Here is an 18,732-nt window from a genome sequence, read left to right as displayed (position 1 = left end):
TGTTTTATTTGCTTAATAATTAAGCATAGCCTCTTCAGCTCACTGTGTGGTGAGAACGTCAGCCTTAATAAGCCAGTGATAACCTATTAATAAATCACTCATTTTAAAATAACCCTTTTTGATAAAAAGGCTTATTGATAGGTTACGCCTTTCTGCGATGTAAACAGATTGTTATTTCCGATTATACCGACAGGCAGGATAAATCGTTAAATTTTTCTGCCCGCGCATTGCAATCCCTGAACAGTTGAATATGATAATTATTATCATTCACATTCAGGATGGTTTCATGACGCTCTCTGTCTCAGCCTGGCTCCAGCACAAAATCGATGAATACCAGTTCAGCATCCGCGATATCACCGTCGACTTTTACATGGCGCAGGCAAAGCTTGATCGGGCCGACTGCACGATACATCAGCTGCGTCAGTTCAACGATGCCTGTCAGGATATGGCAGAGATCTGCCAGTTGAATGGTGACGACCAGAGTTACCTGCATGCGATGGGAAAACTGCATCATCGCCTGGTTCAGGAGATGGGAAACAGCGAACGCGACCGCCTGTTCCGTATTCAGGCTTACCAGCTGGCGCGCCTCTCCCTGACCCGCCTCTGCCATCAACTGGCTCTCGTCGGCGAGTGGAACAAAGCCTCCGCGCTGCAAAGCGACTTCGTACGTCACGCAGGCTGGATATTCTAATCCAGCCATGCCGTGACGTCGCGCACAATTTTTTTACATTAATGCTAACAAAGCCTGAAGCGGATGACGCATGCCGTTGCCTTCCACCCGTTTGACCTGACTGCGGCAGGAGTAGCCGGTCGCCAGACAGCGCTGACGCGGCAGCCGCTGAAGCTGCGGATGCCATGAGAGCGCATAGATCCCCAGCGAGTTCTCCAGGTTTTTACTCTCATGGCCATAAGTTCCGGCCATGCCGCAGCAGCCGACGTTGATATTCTCCAGTTTCGCACCAAACCGGGCAAAGATATCCTGCCACTGACCGGGGGCTGAGGGCAGCGCAGTCACCTCGGTACAGTGCGCAAACAGATACCATGACTCGCCGCCCGTGGCCTGTACGTCACGCTCTGCCAGCGCCCGCTGCAGCCATTCATGCACCAGCAACACAGCAAAGTCGCCGCGTGCGTCGCCCAGCGTCTGACGATACTCATCGCGATAGCAGAGCACGGTGGCCGGGTCGACCCCGACCATCGGCAGGCCCAGTTTTGCCACCCGATTGAGGAAGTCGGCCGTCCGGGCTGCGGTTCGGGCAAAGCGCTGCAGGAAGCCTTTAACGTGCTGCGCTTTACCATTGGGTGAGAATGGCAGCAGAACCGGACGATAGCCCAGCTTCTCAATCAGCCGGATGAAGTCACTGACCAGCTGCGCCTCATAGAAGCTGGTAAAGGGGTCCTGCACCACCAGCACACAACGCTCACGCTCTGCGGCGGTCAGCGCTTCCAGCTGCTCCAGCGTCATGTTCATCGCCGGATGTCCGCTGAGCTGCTGCTTCAGATTGGGCGCAGAGAGCAGAGGCAGGTCGACCATGCCGATATGCGTTTTGCTCAGCTCTTTCAGCCACGGCTGGCGCAGGAAGAAGTTAAACACTTTGGGTGCCTTCGCCATCAGCGGCGCATAGCTCTCAACCGCTGCCACCAGATGATCGCTCGCCGGGCGCAGATAGCGGGTGTGGTAGAGCTGCAGGAAGCGTGAGCGGAACGCAGGCACGTCGATTTTGATCGGACACTGGGTGGAGCAGGCTTTACAGGCCAGACAGCCTGACATCGCCTCTTTGACCTCATGCGAGAAGTCATACTCCCCTTTGCTGGCGTGCCAGCTGTTGCGGGTACGGGCGATCAGGGCGCGCAGCGACAGACGGTTTTCCGGCAGCTGCTTCTCCAGCATCAGCGGATCGACGCCCTGCCCGGCCAGCAGCCGCAGCCACTCCCGCGTCAGGCTCGCCCGTCCTTTGGGCGAGTGAATACGGTTGCGGGTGATCTTCATGGACGGACACATCGGGCTGCGGGCATCGAAGTTAAAACATAACCCGTTGCCATTACACTCCATCGCGCCACGCCACTCATCCCGCACCGTTAACGGAATCTGCCGATCCCAGGTGCCACGCTTGACCGCATCAACCTGCATCATCTCGTCATGACGGTTGAAGGGGGTACAGATCTTGCCCGGATTAAGACGGTTAAGCGGATCGAAGGCCGCTTTGATGCGGCGCAGTTCGTTAAACAGCGTTTCGCCAAAGAAGGCCGGACTGTACTGCGCACGGAACCCTTTACCATGCTCTCCCCACAGCAGGCCACCGTAGCGCGCGGTCAGTGCCACCACTTCGTCGGAGATCTGTTTCATCATCATCTCCTGCTGCGGATCGCACATATCCAGCGCCGGACGGACGTGCAGCACGCCCGCATCAACGTGTCCGAACATGCCGTAACTCAGACCGTGGCTGTCGAGCAGCGCGCGAAACTCGACAATGTAATCCGCCAGCTTCTCGGGCGGCACGGCCGTGTCTTCCACAAAGGGGATCGGTTTTGCCCGCCCTTTGGCGTTGCCCAGCAGTCCGACGGCCTTTTTACGCATGTTATAGATGCGTTCGATGCCCTCCAGGTCGTTACAGAACTGATAGCCAATCACACCGCCCTGCTGCTGCGCCATCAGCGCATCGAGGCGGGCACTGAGCCGTTCAATCTGCTGGTCGATCAGTGCGGCGTTGTCACCGGCGAACTCAACGATGTTCAGCCCCTGCATCTCTTTATCGGGCACATCGGCGATCAGTTCACGCACCGAGTGCCAGACGATATCTTCACGGGCCAGATTGAGCACCTTAGAGTCCACGGTTTCAACCGACAGCGCCTGGGCTTCTACCATAAAGGGTGCATTGCGCAGCGCAGAGTCAAACGAGTCATATTTGATGTTTACCAGCCGCCGCACTTTTGGCAGCGGTGTGATATCAAGCCGGGCTTCGGTGACAAACGCCAGCGTCCCTTCCGCGCCACAGAGCAGCCGCGTCATGTCAAAGGTCTGCATGTCATCGCTGAAGACATGGCGCAGGTCATAACCGGTCAGGAACCGATTCAGCTTTGGAAACTTTTCCAGAATCAGCGCACGGTGTTCACGGCAGCGGGTCAGAACCTGCTGATAGAGCCGCCCTTCGGGGGTTGCCGTCTGCGCCAGCGTTTCCGCCAGCGCGGTGGCCATCGGCCGCGTATCCAGGATATCGCCGCCCAGCAGCACGGCGCGCAGGCCCAGCACATGATCCGAGGTCTTGCCATACACCAGCGATCCCTGCCCCGAAGCATCGGTGTTGATCATACCGCCCAGCGTCGCCCGGTTACTGGTGGACAACTCCGGGGAGAAGAAAAAGCCGAAAGGCTTCAGCCAGGCATTGAGCTGATCTTTGATCACGCCCGCTTCCACCCGCACCCACCGCTCTTCCGTATTGATCTCCAGAATGCGGTTCATATAGCGCGACATGTCGACCACAATCCCCTGATTCAGCGACTGCCCGTTTGTACCGGTGCCGCCGCCGCGCGGTGTAAACACCAGGCTGGCAAAGCGGGCCTCTCCCGCCACGCGGGCGAGCAGCGCCACATCCGCGGTGGAGCGCGGAAACAGCGCCGCGTCAGGCAGCAACTGATAGATGCTGTTATCGGTAGAGAGTGAGAGACGATCGGCATAGCTGGTGGCCATGTCGCCGGTAAAACCCTGCTCTTTCAGCGACTCAAGGAACGTCAGCACCAGTTGAACGAGGCCCGGTGCCTGCGAAATCTGTGGGATCATGATTGTCTGACCGAAGGTGTTGTAAACGTTTGCGTTTATGCGTTAGCGATTTCCCGTTTTAACATATTTTTTCTGCGTCTGCCGTTTTTTCAGAAAAGCCAAAACCTTTCTCTGTAACGCTGTTTAATCCTCAGTAAATAGATCATGATGAAAACCGGCATCGCTATGCCGGAAAATGAAGGATTAAGACGAGGTTATGAGTCAATGATGAAAAGCCAGTACCGGGATATGGATTTACCGCAGATTCTCTTTACCCTGATGTTCATTCTGCTGCTGATTGTCGCCTGCCTGTGGGTGGTGCAGCCGTTTATTCTGGGCTTCGCCTGGGCCAGCATGGTGGTCATTGCTACCTGGCCGCTGATGCTGAAATTTCAGCGACTGCTGTGGGGACGCCGTTCGCTGGCCGTGATCGTGATGACCCTGCTGCTTTTGCTGCTGTTTATCATCCCTATCGCCCTGCTGGTCAGCAGCCTGATTGATAACAGCGCACCGGTCATTGCGTGGGTCACGCAGGGGCACACGATGCCGAAGCTGATGTGGCTCAAAGAGATCCCGATGGTCGGCAAAAAGCTTTATGTCAGTTATGACACCCTGGTGGCGAGCGGCGGAGCCGGGATCATGGCCAAGATACAGCCCTATATCGGACGCACCACCGGCTTTTTTGTCGCTCAGGCCGGTCATTTCGGGCGCTTTATGATCCATCTGGGCGTGATGTTACTTTTCAGCGTGCTGCTTTACTGGCGCGGTGAGCAGGCCGCTCAGGGCATTCGCCACTTTGCCTTTCGTATGGCCGGACGCCGTGGAGATGCCGCCGTGCTTCTGGCAGCGCAGTCTATTCGTGCTGTGGCGCTGGGCGTGGTGGTCACGGCGCTGGTGCAGGGCGTGCTCGGCGGTATCGGCCTGGCTATCTCCGGTATTCCCTACGCCACGCTCTTAACGGTGCTGATGATCCTCTGCTGTCTGGTCCAGCTCGGCCCGCTGCTGGTGCTGGTTCCGGCCATCATCTATCTCTACTGGAGCGGCGACACCACCTGGGGAACCGTGCTGCTGGTCTGGAGCTGTGTGGTGGGCACGATGGACAACGTCCTGCGTCCGATGTTAATTCGTATGGGTGCCGATCTGCCGATGATCCTGATCCTCTCTGGTGTTATTGGTGGCCTGTTTGCGTTTGGCATGATTGGTCTTTTTATCGGACCGGTGGTGCTGGCGGTCTCTTATCGTCTCGTTTCCGTCTGGGTGCATGAAGCGCCGGCCCCGGATAACGATCCGCAGGCGGTGGCGGAAGCCCTTGCCGATCACGATGGCACCCCGCCCGCTGTGTGATACGGAACGGTAACAGGTTCTCGCGACATCCTGCTTAACGATTGATTAGTGCGGTTAATGATGATTAACCGCACACCCCCCTGCCGATCGGATAAATTACCCTTTCCATTAGCGATTTTTAAGAAAAAAGCCATTCCTGGCCCAAAACAGACCTTTTTCGGCTAAAAAAGATTATTTTCTGCACTGTTTCTTAAGCCAAATGGGGGAGTTTAGGGGGCAAAAGATTATCGGCTTTAAACTAATAAGAGGATTCTTAAAGACGCCAGCCAGCCATATGAATAACATGTTTCCTATGTTCGAAATCAACTTACTGATTTCTAAACAACCTTATTCCCCTGAGTAAAGTAAAGAATTGCTGTGTGTAGTCTTTGCCCATCCCCTGTGATGGGCTTTTTTTTTGCCTGAATCTGACCAGCAATAAAAAGAAAAAGGCCCGCAATGCGGGCCTGAAGATTTGACAACAGCAGCGGTGAGACCGTCAGGCCGTTTTCTTTAACTGCGCCAGACTCACCCAGGTTTCCACGACGGTGTCCGGGTTGAGCGACAGACTGTCAATGCCCTCTTCCATCAGCCAGGCGGCGAAATCCTGGTGATCGGACGGTCCCTGACCGCAGATGCCCACATATTTCCCCTGCTTTTTCGCGGCCCTGATCGCCATCGACAGCAGTGCCTTCACCGCCTCGTTTCGCTCATCAAACAACGCAGAAACCACGCCTGAGTCGCGATCCAGTCCCAGCGTCAGCTGCGTCATGTCGTTAGAGCCGATAGAGAAGCCATCAAAGTGCGCCAGGAACTGCTCCGCCAGCAGGGCATTCGATGGGATCTCGCACATCATGATGATCTTCAGCCCGTTCTCACCGCGCTTCAGCCCCTGACGCGCCAGCTCCTCCACCACCGCCTGCGCCTGGTCCACCGTGCGCACGAACGGAACCATGATTTCGACGTTGGTCAGGCCCATCTCATTGCGGACACGTTTTACCGCTTCACACTCCAGCGCAAAGCAGTCCCGGAAGCTATCGGCCACATAGCGACCTGCGCCCCGGAAACCGAGCATCGGGTTTTCCTCTTCCGGCTCATAGCGTTCGCCGCCCACAAGGTTGGCATATTCGTTAGTTTTAAAGTCGGAAAGTCGGACAATTACGCGTTTCGGTGCGAATGCCGCGCCAAGGGTAGCAATTCCCTCGGTCAGGCGGGCGATGTAGAACTCCACCGGATTATCAAATCCTTTGGTCATTTTACGAATCTGCTGCTGCAGTTCCGGGGTCTGCTGGTCGAACTCCAGCAGCGCTTTCGGATGCACGCCAATCATGCGGTTGATGATGAACTCCAGCCGCGCCAGGCCGACACCTTCATTCGGCAGACAGGCAAAATCGAAGGCACGGTCGGGATTGCCCACGTTCATCATGATTTTCAGCGGCAGTTCAGGCAGTGAGTCAACCTGAGAGCTGGTGATATCGAAGTCCAGCAGGTCATCATAGACATAGCCGGTATCGCCTTCGGCGCAGGAGACGGTAACATTGTGCCCCTCTTTCAGCCGATCGGTGGCGTCACCACAGCCCACCACGGCCGGAATGCCCAGCTCACGCGCGATGATCGCCGCATGGCAGGTTCGTCCGCCCCGGTTAGTGACGATAGCGGATGCCTTCTTCATGATCGGTTCCCAGTCCGGGTCGGTCATGTCGGTCACCAGCACATCCCCTTTCTCAATCCGGTTCATTTCGCTGATATCGTGGATGACCTTCACCGTACCGGCGCCGATACGATGACCGATAGCACGGCCTTCCACTACCACGCTGCCCTGCGCCTGCAGCGTGTAGCGCTCCATCACCTGACCGTTGGAACGCACGGTTTCAGGACGAGCCTGAACGATAAACAGTTTGCCGGTGTGACCATCTTTGGCCCACTCAATATCCATCGGGCGCTGATAATGCTGTTCGATCAGCACGGCCTGCTTCGCCAGCGCCTGCACCTCTTCATCGTTCAGGCAGAAACGATCGCGTTCGGCCTCCGGCACATCTTCAATCCGCACCTGCTCACCGTGGGCCTGAGAGTCGGCGTAGACCATGCGAACCTTTTTCGACCCCATGTTGCGGCGCACGATAGCGGGACGATCGGCTGCCAGAGTCGGTTTGTGGACATAGAACTCATCCGGGTTAACCGCACCCTGCACCACCATTTCACCCAGCCCCAGTGCCGCCGTGATAAACACCACCTGATCAAAGCCGGATTCGGTATCAATGGTAAACATCACGCCAGACGCGGCCAGATCCGAGCGTACCATGCGCTGAATGCCGGCGGAGAGCGCCACACCGCGATGATCGTAGCCCTGGTGGACGCGGTAGGAGATAGCACGGTCGTTAAACAGCGAGGCGAAGACGTGCTTCACCGCCACCATGACGGCGTCAATACCCTGCACATTCAGAAAGGTCTCCTGCTGACCGGCAAAGGAGGCATCGGGCATATCCTCTGCGGTTGCCGAGGAGCGGACGGCAAACGAGGCGTCATGGTCATCGGCAGAAAGCTGCTCGTAGGCGTCCAGAATGGCGGATTCCAGTTCCGGCAGGAAGGGGGTCTCAACCACCCACTGACGAATCTGTTTACCCGCTTTGGCCAGCGCTTCGACATCATCAATGTCGGTTTCATCCAGCAGCGCATAGATACGCTGGTTCAGCCCGCTTTGATCCAGGAAGAGGTTAAAGGCGTATGAGGTCGTCGCAAATCCGTTGGGCACGGAGACACCCAGCGACGAGAGATTCGTGATCATTTCACCCAGAGAGGCATTTTTGCCGCCCACCCGATCAACATCATGCATGCCAAGCTGGTTATACCAGAGCACAAGTGGCTGTGCGTCATTACTGGCCATTAAGCGTATCCTTTTTAATGAATGGGGACAGGGAGTCATCTGTCCTCAGCCTGGCATATCACTTAGGCAATCACGATCTGTTGAATCGTTAAAGCAGAATTTCAGAAGCAGTTTCGGAATTGTGAGCGTTTTATTTTGCCGTTGCGCAAAATCGCTATTTTTATATAAATAACTGATATTTCATCATAAATTAAATTTTCACCTCTAAGGGCACTGTTTTTTGTTGCGCAACAAATCCGCGCAGACGCTGCCAGAAAACCGCCCCTCAGACGGTTAAAACAGCAAAATCACCGCGTTCGCTTTGTAGCCAGTGCCTTGAATCTCCGGATAAATAACCCGGATAGCGATTCCAGAAATGAACATCCGGCATGATTTTTTTCGCCGCATGACGCATGCTGATAACTCACTCTTGTTCAGGACAGAAGCGGTTATGACAACTGACAGAAGCGTTTTCTATATTTCCGATGGTACCGCCATCACGGCTGAAGTGCTGGGCCATGCGGTGTTGTCGCAGTTCCCGGTCAATATCACCAGCCTGACGCTGCCATTTGTTGAAAACGTCCAGCGGGCGCTGGCGGTTAAAGCTCAGATCAACGCGCTGTATCAGCAGAGCGGCGTCCGGCCGCTGGTCTTTTTCTCGATAGTCACACCGGAAGTGCGCGACATCATCGTGCAGAGCGAGGGCTTCTGTCAGGACATCGTACAGGCGCTGGTCGCCCCGCTGCAGCAGGAGCTGGGTTTAGCGCCTGCGCCAGTGGCTCACCGCACCCACGGTCTGGATGCCAGTAATCTGGGGAAATATGATGCCCGCATCGCGGCGATCGATTACGCCCTGGCCCATGATGACGGCATCTCGCTGCGCGGGCTGGAGGATGCGCAGGTGATCCTCGTCGGCGTCTCACGCTGCGGCAAGACGCCCACCAGCCTCTATCTGGCAATGCAGTTTGGTATCCGTGCTGCCAACTATCCGTTCATTGCTGACGACATGGACAACCTTAAGCTGCCGCCCGCCCTGCGCGCGCATCAGAACAAGCTGTTCGGGCTGACCATCGATCCGGAACGGCTGGCGGCCATCCGCCAGGAGCGGGCGGAAAATACCCGTTACGCCTCAATGCGCCAGTGCCGGCTGGAAGTGGGCGAAGTGGAGGCCCTGTTCCGCACCCACCAGATCCGTTATCTGAACAGCACCAACTACTCGGTGGAGGAGATAGCCACAAAAATTCTCGACATCATGGGTCTGACACGCCGCATGTACTAGGAAGCGGGAGCGGGCAGATGATGTAAAGCGTTGCTGCCGTCGGTTCTGATTTCATTATCAAATTCCGGGTTGAATTCGCACCCTGATGGTTTATTGTGACCACCATCACTTCCCGGTATTTCACCGCTGCGAAGAACCGTTTTCGAGAAACTCATGAATAAAACTGACGAACTGCGTACCGCGCGCATTGGTAATCTGATTACGCCTGCCAGCCTGGCGGCTGAGCACCCTGTCTCTGCGGCGATTGCCGATAATGTCACCGCAGCCCGCAAACGTATTGCCCGTATTCTGACCGGTGAAGATCCCCGCCTGCTGGTGGTGATCGGCCCCTGCTCGCTGCACGATCCCCGAGCGGCGCTGGAGTATGCTGAGCGCCTGAATGCGCTTCGCAGTCGCTATGCCGACCGACTGGAGATTGTTATGCGCGCTTACTTTGAAAAGCCGCGCACCGTGGTGGGCTGGAAAGGATTAATTTCCGATCCGGATCTGGATGGTCGTTATGATGTGAACCGTGGCATCTCTATTGCCCGCAAGCTGCTGATAGATATCAACGCCCTGGGCCTGCCTACCGCCACCGAATTTCTGGATATGGTGATCGGCCAGTTTATTGCCGACCTGATCAGCTGGGGCGCGATTGGCGCTCGCACCACCGAAAGCCAGATCCACCGCGAAATGGCCTCCGCCCTCTCCTGCCCGGTCGGCTTTAAAAACGGCACCGATGGCAACGTCCAGATTGCCGTGGATGCGATTCGTGCCGCGCGCGCCAGCCATATGTTCCTCTCGCCGGATAAGCTGGGCCAGATGACCATTTATCAGACCAGCGGCAATCCGCATGGTCATGTGATTCTGCGTGGCGGTAAACAGCCCAACTATCATGCCAGTGACGTCGCGACGGCGGCTGAGAGTCTGTCAGCCTTTAATCTGCCAGAGCAGCTGGTCATCGATTTCAGTCACGGCAACTGCCTGAAGCAGCACCGTCGCCAGAAGGATGTGGCCGCGGATGTCGCGGAGCAGATCAAAGCAGGCTCGCGTGCCGTGGCGGGCGTTATGATTGAAAGTTTCCTGCAGGAGGGCAATCAGAAGGTGGTGAGTGGTGAGCCTCTGGTTTACGGCCAGTCGATTACCGATCCCTGCCTCGGCTGGGAGGATAGCGAAGCTGTTCTCGCCCTGCTGGCCGAGGCGGTTTCTCACCGCCTCTGAGTCTCTGTCAGCTGGAGCAGCTCACCTCAAGCGTTTTACCCCAGTCTGGTGGCCGCTGACGATAGTCGGCGGCTGTTTCATCACTGAAGGGTTGCTGCAGCGCCTGGTGCAGATGCGCCAGCGCGCCCTGCTCTCCTCGCTCAGCCTCTTCAATCGCCTGCTGTGCCAGATAATTTCTGAGTATCACCGCCGGGTTTGCCGCCTTCATCACCGCCTGACGCTCCGCATCGCTGACCTGTTCATCCATCAGGCGGCTGCGGTAGCGCTGATACCAGCGGTCAAAGGCCTCACGATCAATGAACTCATCCCGCAGCGGTGAGCGGCTTTCCGCCTGTTGCGTCTCACTCAGTTGCCGGAACGTCAGGGTGTAATCGCTGTGCTCCTGCGTCATCAGCGCCAGCAGGTCGGTCAGGATCTGATTGTCGCTGCTCTGCTGGGTCAGTAAACCGAGTTTAGCCCGCATCCGCTCTCCCCACACCCGCATCAGTTCAGGTTCATAGGCGCTGAGTGCCGTGCGCAGTTGTTCAGTTGTCAGCAGCCCTGACAGCGCATGAGCCAGGCGATTAAGGTTCCACATGCCAATCATTGGCTGATTTTCAAAACTGTAACGCCCCTGATAGTCGCTGTGGTTGCAGATGAAGTCAGGCTGATAATCATCCAGAAAACCATAGGGGCCGTAGTCGATGGTCAGGCCCAGAATCGACATGTTGTCCGTATTCATCACGCCATGCGCGAAGCCCACGCTCTGCCACAGCGCAATCAGCCGGGCAGTGCGCACCACAACGTCGGTAAACCATCGCTGATAGCGATCCGCCTCCTCCACCAGATGCGGCCAGTGATGGCGGATGGCGTAGTCGGCCAGCTGCTGCACTTTCTCCTGCTGCTGGCTGTAAAAGAAATGTTCGAAATGACCAAAGCGCAGATGGCTGGGTGAAATGCGCATCAGCATTGCACCACGCTCCGCCGTTTCACGGTAAACCGGCTCATCGCCAATCGACAGGGTCAGGGCGCGCGTGGTTGGGATCCCCAGATGATGCAATGCTTCAGAGGCCAGGAACTCGCGAACGCTGGAGCGGATCACCGCCCGCCCATCCCCCATGCGGGAATAGGGGGTCAGGCCCGCGCCCTTAAGGTGCCAGTCAAGTTTCTGGCCATCCTCTGTGCGCTGTTCTCCCAGCAGGATGCCGCGCCCGTCGCCCAGCTGACCGGCCCAGACGCCAAACTGATGGCCACTGTACACCTGGGCCAGTGGCTGCATGCCGGGCAGCAGTGCCGCGCCGTGCCAGACGTCATGCCCGTTACCGGCGAAGAGTGCGCTATCCAGCCCCATTGAGGCGGCCAGCGGGGCGTTATGGTAGAGCAGGCGTCCGCCTTCCAGCGGCGTTGGGTTAAGCGCGGTATAGCATCCGGTAAGCTCCCGGAACCAGGTATTGTCAAATGATAGCTTGCCTGAGGACATTGTTTCTCCCATGCGATGCTCAGCGAGACGTCGGTTTGCCAAAACCTTCAGTGTAACGCTGATATCGGGGATTAAACAGGTTCCATCAGCCAGGATGCTGAGAAGAGGGTCGGCGACTGTCGGCGCGGATCAGGGAACGCAACGCGTCAGATTTGACCACCGGGAACAGTGCGCCCTGAAAATCGACCCCACTGAGCTGGCTCACTTTATCCAGCAGCCGATCATCGTCGATGCCGCAAATAATCAGCCGGTCACAATGGGTGCGGAAATTATCGATAATGCTCTGCATGAACGGCACAAACGACGCGCGCTTTGCCAGAGAGTGAATAAACTCTTTATCCAGACAGATCCAGCTGAATAAATTATCGTAGACCGCATTCGAGGGTGTTTTGCCAGCCCCAAAATGGGAAAGCGCTAAATTAAACTCATCATGCAGGCTCGCCAGCAGCGGATTATTTTTTCCGAGCTTCAGCTGCGGAAACGTTTCAGTGATATTCAGCAGAATGAAGGGCAGCTGCTTTATTTTGCGCATCACTAATTCGCTGGCCAGCAGCGTCCGGGCCATCCCTTCATCAATACGGATCAATGCGGAGACGTCGTGCGACTCGAATAACGCACGGTTCTGCTCCAGCAGGCTAATCTGACTTTGCAGCAGGCGTAACTGCTGCGACTCATCGAGCTGCGGCAGCAGCAGATCCTGAGGCAGTGTGATCGGCGCACTTTCATGCACAAACTGCGTAACCAGCTCAACAGCAGCCAGCCGTCCGTCAGCATCACAGACAGGATAAAACCAGATTTCCGACTGATAGTCGGCCGAAAGATGAATTTTCATTTTAATGCCAGAATATGCGGCGATGTTGATATCGTATAGTAATGGTCAGGCTCAGGCAATAGCGCCAAATCATTGAAGAGACGACCTTCTTTGCCCTTCCACCACCGTTTGCCAGCCTGCGATGACGCTTAAGCCAAATAGTGACGACAAAACTGCGCTTATTAGCGGAATTAAACCAGCATTTATTATGCCTAATAAAATCTCCGCTCAAAAACTGTCATTTAAAATAAAACTTTTAACGGCTGTTTTTTCTCTATTTTAAATTGGACTTAAGTCTTATTTCAGACTCTCCGGTTAAATACGGCGAGCCTGCCAGAAGACTTTGCGCCAGTAGACGTTGTCCAGCGAGGAGCGGATCACCCCCTGGCTGGTGGAAGCATGAATAAAGGCATTATCACTGTCGTAAATGCCGACATGCAGGCCATTCTCCCCGCGACCGGTTTTAAAGAAGACCAGATCGCCGGGCAGCAGTTCATCTTTACTGATACGGGTGCCGATATCACTCTGTGCTGAGGTGGTGCGCGGCAGTTGCAGCGCAAAGCGGTCGCGGAAGGTCAGATAGACAAAGCCAGAGCAGTCGACACCGTTGCGGCTCATGCCGCCATAGCGATAGGGCGTGCCGTGCCAGTGACCGAGCTGGTCGTTCAGCTCTGCAATCACGGTAATTGAGTCGGAGAGACGACCATTAATCGGCGGGGCGTGATGACTGCATCCCGTCAGCAGCAGAACCAAAATCAGCAAACCCAGGCGCATCGCCAAATGTCCTTATCAGAAGTTGCAACCGGTTTAATGTAGCGGTAAAGCCCGCCGGGTAGCAAGTGTCAGGGCAGGACGGTCAGCAGCCTGCGTCCTTCAAGCTCAATCTGCCGGAAGGCGATGCCATAAAGCGGTGTCAGCCGCTGCGGCGTCAGAACCGCGGCCGGTTCACCCTGCGCAATGACCTGTCCCCTCTCCATCAGCCAGACTTGATTCGCCTGATGCAGCGTGTGGTTAAGATCGTGACTGCTGGCGATCACGCTGATGCCCGCCGCACAGAGTCCGGCGATCAGATCGTCCACCGCTTTCTGCTGAGCGATATCCAGCGCGGTCATTGGCTCATCCAGAATCAGCAGCCGTCCGTCTGGATTGATGCGCGGATCAATTTGCAGGCAGACCGCCGCCAGGCGGACACGCTGCCACTCCCCGCCGGAGAGCCGGGTCAGTGAGTGGGCGAGTTTATCCTGCAGCTGAAGCTGCTGCAGCAGCGTGCTGAGCCGATCTTCATCCTGCACCCCCCTCTGTTTCAGATGCAGCCGTAAATAGTGCCAGACCGGCATCTGACTCAGGGGGGCCTGCTGCTGGGGAAGCCAGCCGCGAGCCCGGGCCAGCGCCGGGCTGCTCCACCCGGACAGCGGACGGTTATCCAGCACGATCCTGCCGGACGCGGCCTCCAGTCCGGCAACAACGCTGAGCAACGTGCTTTTTCCCGCGCCGTTCGGACCGGCGACATGCAGCAACTGACCGGCGGCAAGCTCACCGTTGAGTGAGCACAGCCGCCCGGCGAGCGCCATCTGTTGCAGGCGCAGCAGCATCTATTTCGCCAGGGCCTGCTTAATGGTTTCCAGAATAATGGGATCTTCCGGCGTCATATCAGGCGCGAACCGCTGGACAACGCGACCGTCCCGGCCAATCACGAATTTTTCAAAGTTCCACAGGATGTCGCCCGGCGCTTTTGGTCCGCGCCCTTTGCTCACCTGACGCTCGTAAAAACCGCTGCCTTCGGGACGAACGGCGTCAGGACAGGCCGCGATCAGCTGAGCATAGAGCGGGTGACGCCCTGCCCCATTAACGTCGGTTTTGGCAAACATCGGGAATGTCACGCCATAGGTGGTGCTGCAGAAGGTTTTGATCTCTTCGCTGCTGCCAGGCTCCTGCTCCAGAAACTGATTGCAGGGAAAACCCAGTACGCTGAAGCCGTGATCCTGCCAGGCCTTCTGCAGATTCTCCAGCTCCTCATACTGCGGGGTGAGGCCACATTTCGAGGCGACGTTTACCACCAGCAGTACCTTGCCCTGCCACGCAGAGAGCGTGGTTTTTTCACCATCAAGCGTAACCAGTTCAGTGTCATAAATGTTCATGCTGAATTCCTGTTGTGGATGCAGAGTAGCCAGCCGAAAGCTAGCGCGAAGATTTTACCAGTAAAAGAATAAACAGCGGCGCGCCGAGTGTCGCCGTGACCACGCCTATCGGTAATTCGGCCGATGTCAGCGCCAGACGCGCGACGATATCGGCCGCTAACAGCACGCCTGCCCCAGCCAGCGCAGAGGCGGGCAGCAGATAACGGTGATCGCTGATGCCGCTCAGCCGCAGCAGGTGCGGGATCACCAGCCCGACAAAACCAATGGCACCGGCCATGGCAACGCTGATACCGACCAGCCAGCCCATCGCCAGCACCAGCAGATTGCGCCAGTAGAAAAGAGAGAGACCGAGCTGACGAGCGGAGATCTCCCCCAGCGCCAGCAGATTCAGTATGGGTCCCGTCGCATTCAGGGCCAGCATCACCGGCAGCAGCGCCAGCATCATTCCGCCATAGCGCCAGTCAATGCCGCTGAAGCCGCCCATCATCCAGTACATCAGCTGACGCAGGTCGAGGCTGGTGCTGAAGTAAACGGCCCAGGTCATGATGGCACTGCAGATAATCCCCAGCGCCACGCCCGTGAGTAACAGCCGGGTCACCGAGAGCTGACGGTGCGCGAAACAGAGCAGGATCAGCGTAATCATGAGTGCTCCGGCCATCGCGGCCAGGCCGAGGCTCCACAGCGAGCCGCTGCTCAGCAGCACGCCCAGCACCAGACCAATGCCCGCTCCGTTTGAGACGCCCAGCAGGCCAGGCTCGGCCAGCGGATTGGTAAACAGCGCCTGCATCACGACGCCGCACACCGCCAGGGATGCACCGACCAGCATCACCGCCAGACTGCGCGGCAGCCGCAGCTGCCAGACAAAGAGCCGGCCGCTCTCCGTAAACCACTCTGAGGGCGCGATCCAGCTGTCACCGGCACACAGGCTGCCACAGAGCAGCGCAAGCAGCATAAGAGCTAAAGTAATAAGCCATTTCTGGCCGCGCTGGTCGGCCTGAAGCGCGAGCGGGTCAAGCAGAGACATAGGCTGGATTTGCTGAGAAAACAGAGATTTGATTGTAGTGGGATTGCAGAAAAAAGAAAGGTGGTTGAGGCGGTGTGCGCCCTGCTGGCAGACGGGGGCCTCAGCGCAGTCCCGGCGGGTGAGACCATGAAAAAAGGCCGCTTGCGCGGCCTTTTTGAAACGCTGAAATTCAGTCAGTCTCTTTGGGTGTAGCGTTCTCTACGCGGCTTTTCAGCTTCTGTCCCGGGCGGAATGTCACTACGCGACGCGCGGTGATCGGAATATCTTCCCCCGTTTTCGGGTTTCTGCCAGGACGCTGGTTTTTGTCACGCAGGTCAAAATTGCCAAACCCAGACAGTTTTACCTGTTCTCCATTTTCCAAAGCGCGACGTACCTCTTCGAAAAACAGCTCTACTAACTCTTTGGCATCGCGTTTGCTCAGCCCGAGTTTCTCAAACAGGTACTCTGACATCTCAGCTTTTGTAAGCGCCATAGGTTCAATCCCTCAAGGTTGCCTGGAATCGCTCTTTTAATGCCGCAACACATTTGCCAACGGTCGCGGCAATCTCCTCTTCTTCGAGTGTCCGGCTGGTATCCTGCAAAATCAGGCTGATTGCGAGGCTCTTGAAGCCCTCAGAAACGCCCTTACCGCGGTACACGTCAAACAAGTTTACGCCAACTACCTGATTTACGCCAACTTTCTTACACTCCGCGATGATATCTGCTGCAGGGACGTTTTCAGCCACCACAACAGCAATATCACGACGGTTAGCCGGGAAGCGAGAAATCTCGCGCGCGTCAGGCAGGACGCGGTCTGCGACCTTATTCCAAAGCAGTTCAAAGACTAAGGTGCGGCCGTTGAGATCCAGCTTACGTTCCAGCTCAGGATGAACGACTCCGATAAATCCGATTCGTTCATCGTGCAAATAAATCGCCGCGCTCTGTCCCGGATGCAACGCCGGATTGGCTTCAGCCCGGAAGCTGATCGCATCCAGTTTGCCGGTTAAATCGAGCAGCGACTCTAAATCGCCTTTTAAATCATAGAAGTCAACTGTCTGGCGCGCCAGATCCCAGTGCTCTTCAACACGGTTTCCGCTGATAACACCGGCCAGCATAAGATCCTGACGGATGCCTAAATCTGCCTGCGTGTCGGGCACAAAGCGTAAGCCGCTCTCAAACAGACGTACGCGACTCTGCTGACGGTTCTGGTTGTAGACGACTGCGCTGAGCAGGCCGGTCCACAGGGAGAGACGCATGGTCGACATCTCGCTGGAGATCGGACTTGGCAGCAGCAGCGCCTCTTCACCCGGATGCAGCAGCTGCTGAACCTTCGGATCAACGAAGCTGTAGGTGATCGCTTCCTGATACCCCTTATCCACCAGCAGGTTTTTCACGCGTTTCAGCGACAGGTTCGCTTCGCGATGCTGAGTCATGACCAGCCCCGCCTGCACCGGCACGTTCGGGATGTTGTTGTAGCCGTAAACGCGGGCCACTTCTTCAACCAGATCTTCCTCAATCGCCATGTCGAAGCGCCAGCTCGGGGCGATCGCCTGCCACTCACCTTCGCCTGTCGTGACGTCGCAGCCGAGACGGGTCAGAATATCGGTAACCTGCTCATCGGCGATGACATGACCAATCAGGCGATCCAGTTTTTCCCGGCGCAGGGTGATCGTCGCCGGAACCGGCAAGGCGGCCTGATGCGTCTGATCGATGATCGGGCCGGCTTCACCCCCGCAGATGGAGAGCAGCAGCGCGGTTGCACGCTCCAGCGCGATATGTTGCAGCGCCGGATCAACGCCTCGCTCATAGCGGTGTGACGCGTCGGTGTGCAGACCGTGACGACGGGCGCGGCCGGTGATCGCCAGCGGGTCAAACCAGGCGCACTCAAACAGAATGTTCTGCGTTTCGCTGTTCACGCCCGAATGTTCGCCACCGAAGATACCCGCCATCGCCAGCGCCTGCTGGTGATCGGCGATGACCAGCGTGTCTGCCTGCAGGCTGGCTTCAGTGCCATCCAGCAGCGTCAGCTTTTCGCCCTCTTTCGCCATGCGCACCACGATGCCGCCGTTAAGGCGATCGAGGTCGAAGGCGTGCATCGGCTGACCCAGTTCCAGCAGCACATAGTTGGTGATATCCACCACCGGATCGATTGAGCGGATACCACAGCGACGCAGCTTCTCTTTCATCCACAATGGCGTGGCCGCACCAACGTTAACGCCTTTCACTACGCGACCCAGGTAGCGCGGACAGGCCTCCACCGCATCAACCTGAATCGGGAAGGTGTCACTCAGCGTGGCAGCGACCGGCTGAATCTCTGGCTTGTTCAGCGGCAGACCGTTCAGCACCGCCACATCACGCGCGATACCGATCAGGCCCAGACAGTCCGCGCGGTTAGGCGTGACGCTGATTTCAATGGTGTTGTCATCCAGCTGAAGCCAGGCGCGGATGTCGGTGCCAACGGGCGCATCGGCAGGCAGTTCGATAATGCCGTTGTGGTCGTCACTGATTCCCAGCTCGGAGAAAGAGCAGAGCATCCCTTCTGACGGCTCACCGCGCAGTTTGGCCGCTTTGATTTTGAAATCACCCGGCAGCACGGCACCTACGGTGGCGACGGCGACTTTCAGTCCCTGACGGCAGTTCGGCGCGCCGCAGACGATATCCAGCAGACGGTCACCGCCCACATTAATTTTGGTCACCCGCAGTTTGTCAGCATTCGGGTGCTGACCGCACTCCACCACTTCGCCAACCACGACACCGTGGAACGCACCGGCGACGGCCTCAACGCCATCCACTTCCAGACCGGCCATGGTGATTTGTTCAGACAGCGCGGCGCTGTCCAGGGCTGGATTTACCCATTCGCGTAACCAGAGTTCACTGAATTTCATTGGATAACCTGCCC

Annotated in this window: 14 protein-coding genes and 1 other RNA gene; 5 read left to right on the top strand and 10 right to left on the bottom strand. The window is 57.0% G+C overall.

The genetic code is table 11. The features are described from left to right. Positions 1-286: 286 nt before the first annotated feature. On the top strand, positions 287-691 hold the full coding sequence (locus FJW00_RS17925) for a hypothetical protein (protein ID WP_009090506.1): 405 nt from the start codon (positions 287-289) through the stop codon (positions 689-691). Between the two features lie 33 nt (positions 692-724). Here the strand turns inward: FJW00_RS17925 and ydiJ are convergent, their stop codons facing one another. Further along, positions 725-3,778 carry a D-2-hydroxyglutarate dehydrogenase YdiJ gene (ydiJ, locus tag FJW00_RS17920; RefSeq protein WP_140925195.1) on the bottom strand — a complete coding sequence of 1,018 codons (3,054 nt, stop codon included), beginning with the start codon at positions 3,776-3,778 and terminating at the stop codon, positions 725-727. Positions 3,779-3,982: 204 nt separating this feature from the next. Here ydiJ and ydiK point away from each other — a divergent pair, with 204 nt between their 5' ends. Both ydiK and rprA read left to right on the top strand, forming a co-directional pair. Then, positions 3,983-5,101 carry an AI-2E family transporter YdiK gene (gene ydiK / locus FJW00_RS17915; RefSeq protein WP_033736275.1) on the top strand — a complete coding sequence of 373 codons (1,119 nt, stop codon included), beginning with the start codon at positions 3,983-3,985 and terminating at the stop codon, positions 5,099-5,101. A gap of 292 nt (positions 5,102-5,393) precedes the next feature. After that, an RNA gene (rprA, locus tag FJW00_RS17910) (antisense sRNA RprA) lies at positions 5,394-5,501 on the top strand. A 78-nt stretch (positions 5,502-5,579) separates the two neighbouring features. On the opposite strand, the gene ppsA is transcribed toward rprA, so the two are convergent. Beyond that, on the bottom strand, positions 5,580-7,964 hold the full coding sequence (ppsA, locus tag FJW00_RS17905; RefSeq protein ID WP_009090516.1) for a phosphoenolpyruvate synthase: 2,385 nt from the start codon (positions 7,962-7,964) through the stop codon (positions 5,580-5,582). A gap of 430 nt (positions 7,965-8,394) precedes the next feature. Between ppsA and ppsR the strand changes: the two genes are divergently transcribed. Continuing rightward, the gene (gene ppsR / locus FJW00_RS17900; RefSeq protein WP_009090518.1) at positions 8,395-9,222 is read left to right on the top strand and encodes a posphoenolpyruvate synthetase regulatory kinase/phosphorylase PpsR; all 828 of its coding nucleotides are present in this window, start codon (positions 8,395-8,397) and stop codon (positions 9,220-9,222) included. Positions 9,223-9,375: 153 nt separating this feature from the next. After that, entirely contained in the window at positions 9,376-10,422 is a 1,047-nt protein-coding gene (locus FJW00_RS17895; RefSeq protein WP_140925193.1) for a 3-deoxy-7-phosphoheptulonate synthase, read from the top strand. A gap of 7 nt (positions 10,423-10,429) precedes the next feature. Here the strand turns inward: FJW00_RS17895 and FJW00_RS17890 are convergent, their stop codons facing one another. The 8 genes from FJW00_RS17890 to pheT form a co-directional block, all read right to left on the bottom strand. After that, positions 10,430-11,881, bottom strand: a complete 1,452-nt coding sequence (locus FJW00_RS17890; protein ID WP_140925477.1) for a protein adenylyltransferase SelO — start codon at positions 11,879-11,881, stop codon at positions 10,430-10,432. Between the two features lie 85 nt (positions 11,882-11,966). Next, positions 11,967-12,713 carry an EAL domain-containing protein gene (locus tag FJW00_RS17885; RefSeq protein ID WP_046101724.1) on the bottom strand — a complete coding sequence of 249 codons (747 nt, stop codon included), beginning with the start codon at positions 12,711-12,713 and terminating at the stop codon, positions 11,967-11,969. A gap of 294 nt (positions 12,714-13,007) precedes the next feature. After that, positions 13,008-13,466, bottom strand: coding sequence for a C40 family peptidase (locus FJW00_RS17880; RefSeq protein WP_009090526.1), 459 nt, complete (start codon positions 13,464-13,466; stop codon positions 13,008-13,010). Positions 13,467-13,534: 68 nt separating this feature from the next. Continuing rightward, positions 13,535-14,284: a vitamin B12 ABC transporter ATP-binding protein BtuD gene (gene btuD, locus FJW00_RS17875; RefSeq protein WP_140925191.1), complete on the bottom strand. Its 750-nt coding sequence runs from the start codon at positions 14,282-14,284 to the stop codon at positions 13,535-13,537. Next, positions 14,285-14,830 carry a glutathione peroxidase gene (locus FJW00_RS17870; RefSeq protein WP_140028471.1) on the bottom strand — a complete coding sequence of 182 codons (546 nt, stop codon included), beginning with the start codon at positions 14,828-14,830 and terminating at the stop codon, positions 14,285-14,287. Positions 14,831-14,870: 40 nt separating this feature from the next. Beyond that, positions 14,871-15,854, bottom strand: coding sequence for a vitamin B12 ABC transporter permease BtuC (btuC, locus tag FJW00_RS17865; protein WP_140925189.1), 984 nt, complete (start codon positions 15,852-15,854; stop codon positions 14,871-14,873). Positions 15,855-16,023: 169 nt separating this feature from the next. After that, complete coding sequence (ihfA, locus tag FJW00_RS17860; protein ID WP_003853259.1) at positions 16,024-16,326, bottom strand: integration host factor subunit alpha; 303 nt, start codon at positions 16,324-16,326, stop codon at positions 16,024-16,026. A gap of 4 nt (positions 16,327-16,330) precedes the next feature. Beyond that, entirely contained in the window at positions 16,331-18,718 is a 2,388-nt protein-coding gene (gene pheT, locus FJW00_RS17855; protein WP_140925187.1) for a phenylalanine--tRNA ligase subunit beta, read from the bottom strand. Positions 18,719-18,732 lie beyond the last annotated feature (14 nt).

This window comes from Pantoea anthophila (assembly GCF_006494375.1).
GTDB classification, from domain to species: Bacteria; Pseudomonadota; Gammaproteobacteria; order Enterobacterales; family Enterobacteriaceae; genus Pantoea; species Pantoea anthophila.
This window is presented reverse-complemented; position numbering and strand designations above follow the sequence as displayed.

Excerpts from the sequence above, each read along its gene's own strand:
- ydiJ (WP_140925195.1), bottom strand. The coding sequence starts at position 3,778 with ATGATCCCACAGATTTCGCAGGCACCGGGCCTCGTTCAACTGGTGCTG.
- FJW00_RS17895 (WP_140925193.1), top strand. The coding sequence starts at position 9,376 with ATGAATAAAACTGACGAACTGCGTACCGCGCGCATTGGTAATCTGATT.
- btuD (WP_140925191.1), bottom strand. The coding sequence starts at position 14,284 with ATGCTGCTGCGCCTGCAACAGATGGCGCTCGCCGGGCGGCTGTGCTCA.
- ihfA (WP_003853259.1), bottom strand. The coding sequence starts at position 16,326 with ATGGCGCTTACAAAAGCTGAGATGTCAGAGTACCTGTTTGAGAAACTC.
- ydiK (WP_033736275.1), top strand. The coding sequence starts at position 3,983 with ATGATGAAAAGCCAGTACCGGGATATGGATTTACCGCAGATTCTCTTT.
- FJW00_RS17885 (WP_046101724.1), bottom strand. The coding sequence starts at position 12,713 with ATGAAAATTCATCTTTCGGCCGACTATCAGTCGGAAATCTGGTTTTAT.
- FJW00_RS17880 (WP_009090526.1), bottom strand. The coding sequence starts at position 13,466 with ATGCGCCTGGGTTTGCTGATTTTGGTTCTGCTGCTGACGGGATGCAGT.
- btuC (WP_140925189.1), bottom strand. The coding sequence starts at position 15,854 with ATGTCTCTGCTTGACCCGCTCGCGCTTCAGGCCGACCAGCGCGGCCAG.
- ppsR (WP_009090518.1), top strand. The coding sequence starts at position 8,395 with ATGACAACTGACAGAAGCGTTTTCTATATTTCCGATGGTACCGCCATC.
- FJW00_RS17890 (WP_140925477.1), bottom strand. The coding sequence starts at position 11,881 with ATGTCCTCAGGCAAGCTATCATTTGACAATACCTGGTTCCGGGAGCTT.
- ppsA (WP_009090516.1), bottom strand. The coding sequence starts at position 7,964 with ATGGCCAGTAATGACGCACAGCCACTTGTGCTCTGGTATAACCAGCTT.
- FJW00_RS17870 (WP_140028471.1), bottom strand. The coding sequence starts at position 14,830 with ATGAACATTTATGACACTGAACTGGTTACGCTTGATGGTGAAAAAACC.
- FJW00_RS17925 (WP_009090506.1), top strand. The coding sequence starts at position 287 with ATGACGCTCTCTGTCTCAGCCTGGCTCCAGCACAAAATCGATGAATAC.
- pheT (WP_140925187.1), bottom strand. The coding sequence starts at position 18,718 with ATGAAATTCAGTGAACTCTGGTTACGCGAATGGGTAAATCCAGCCCTG.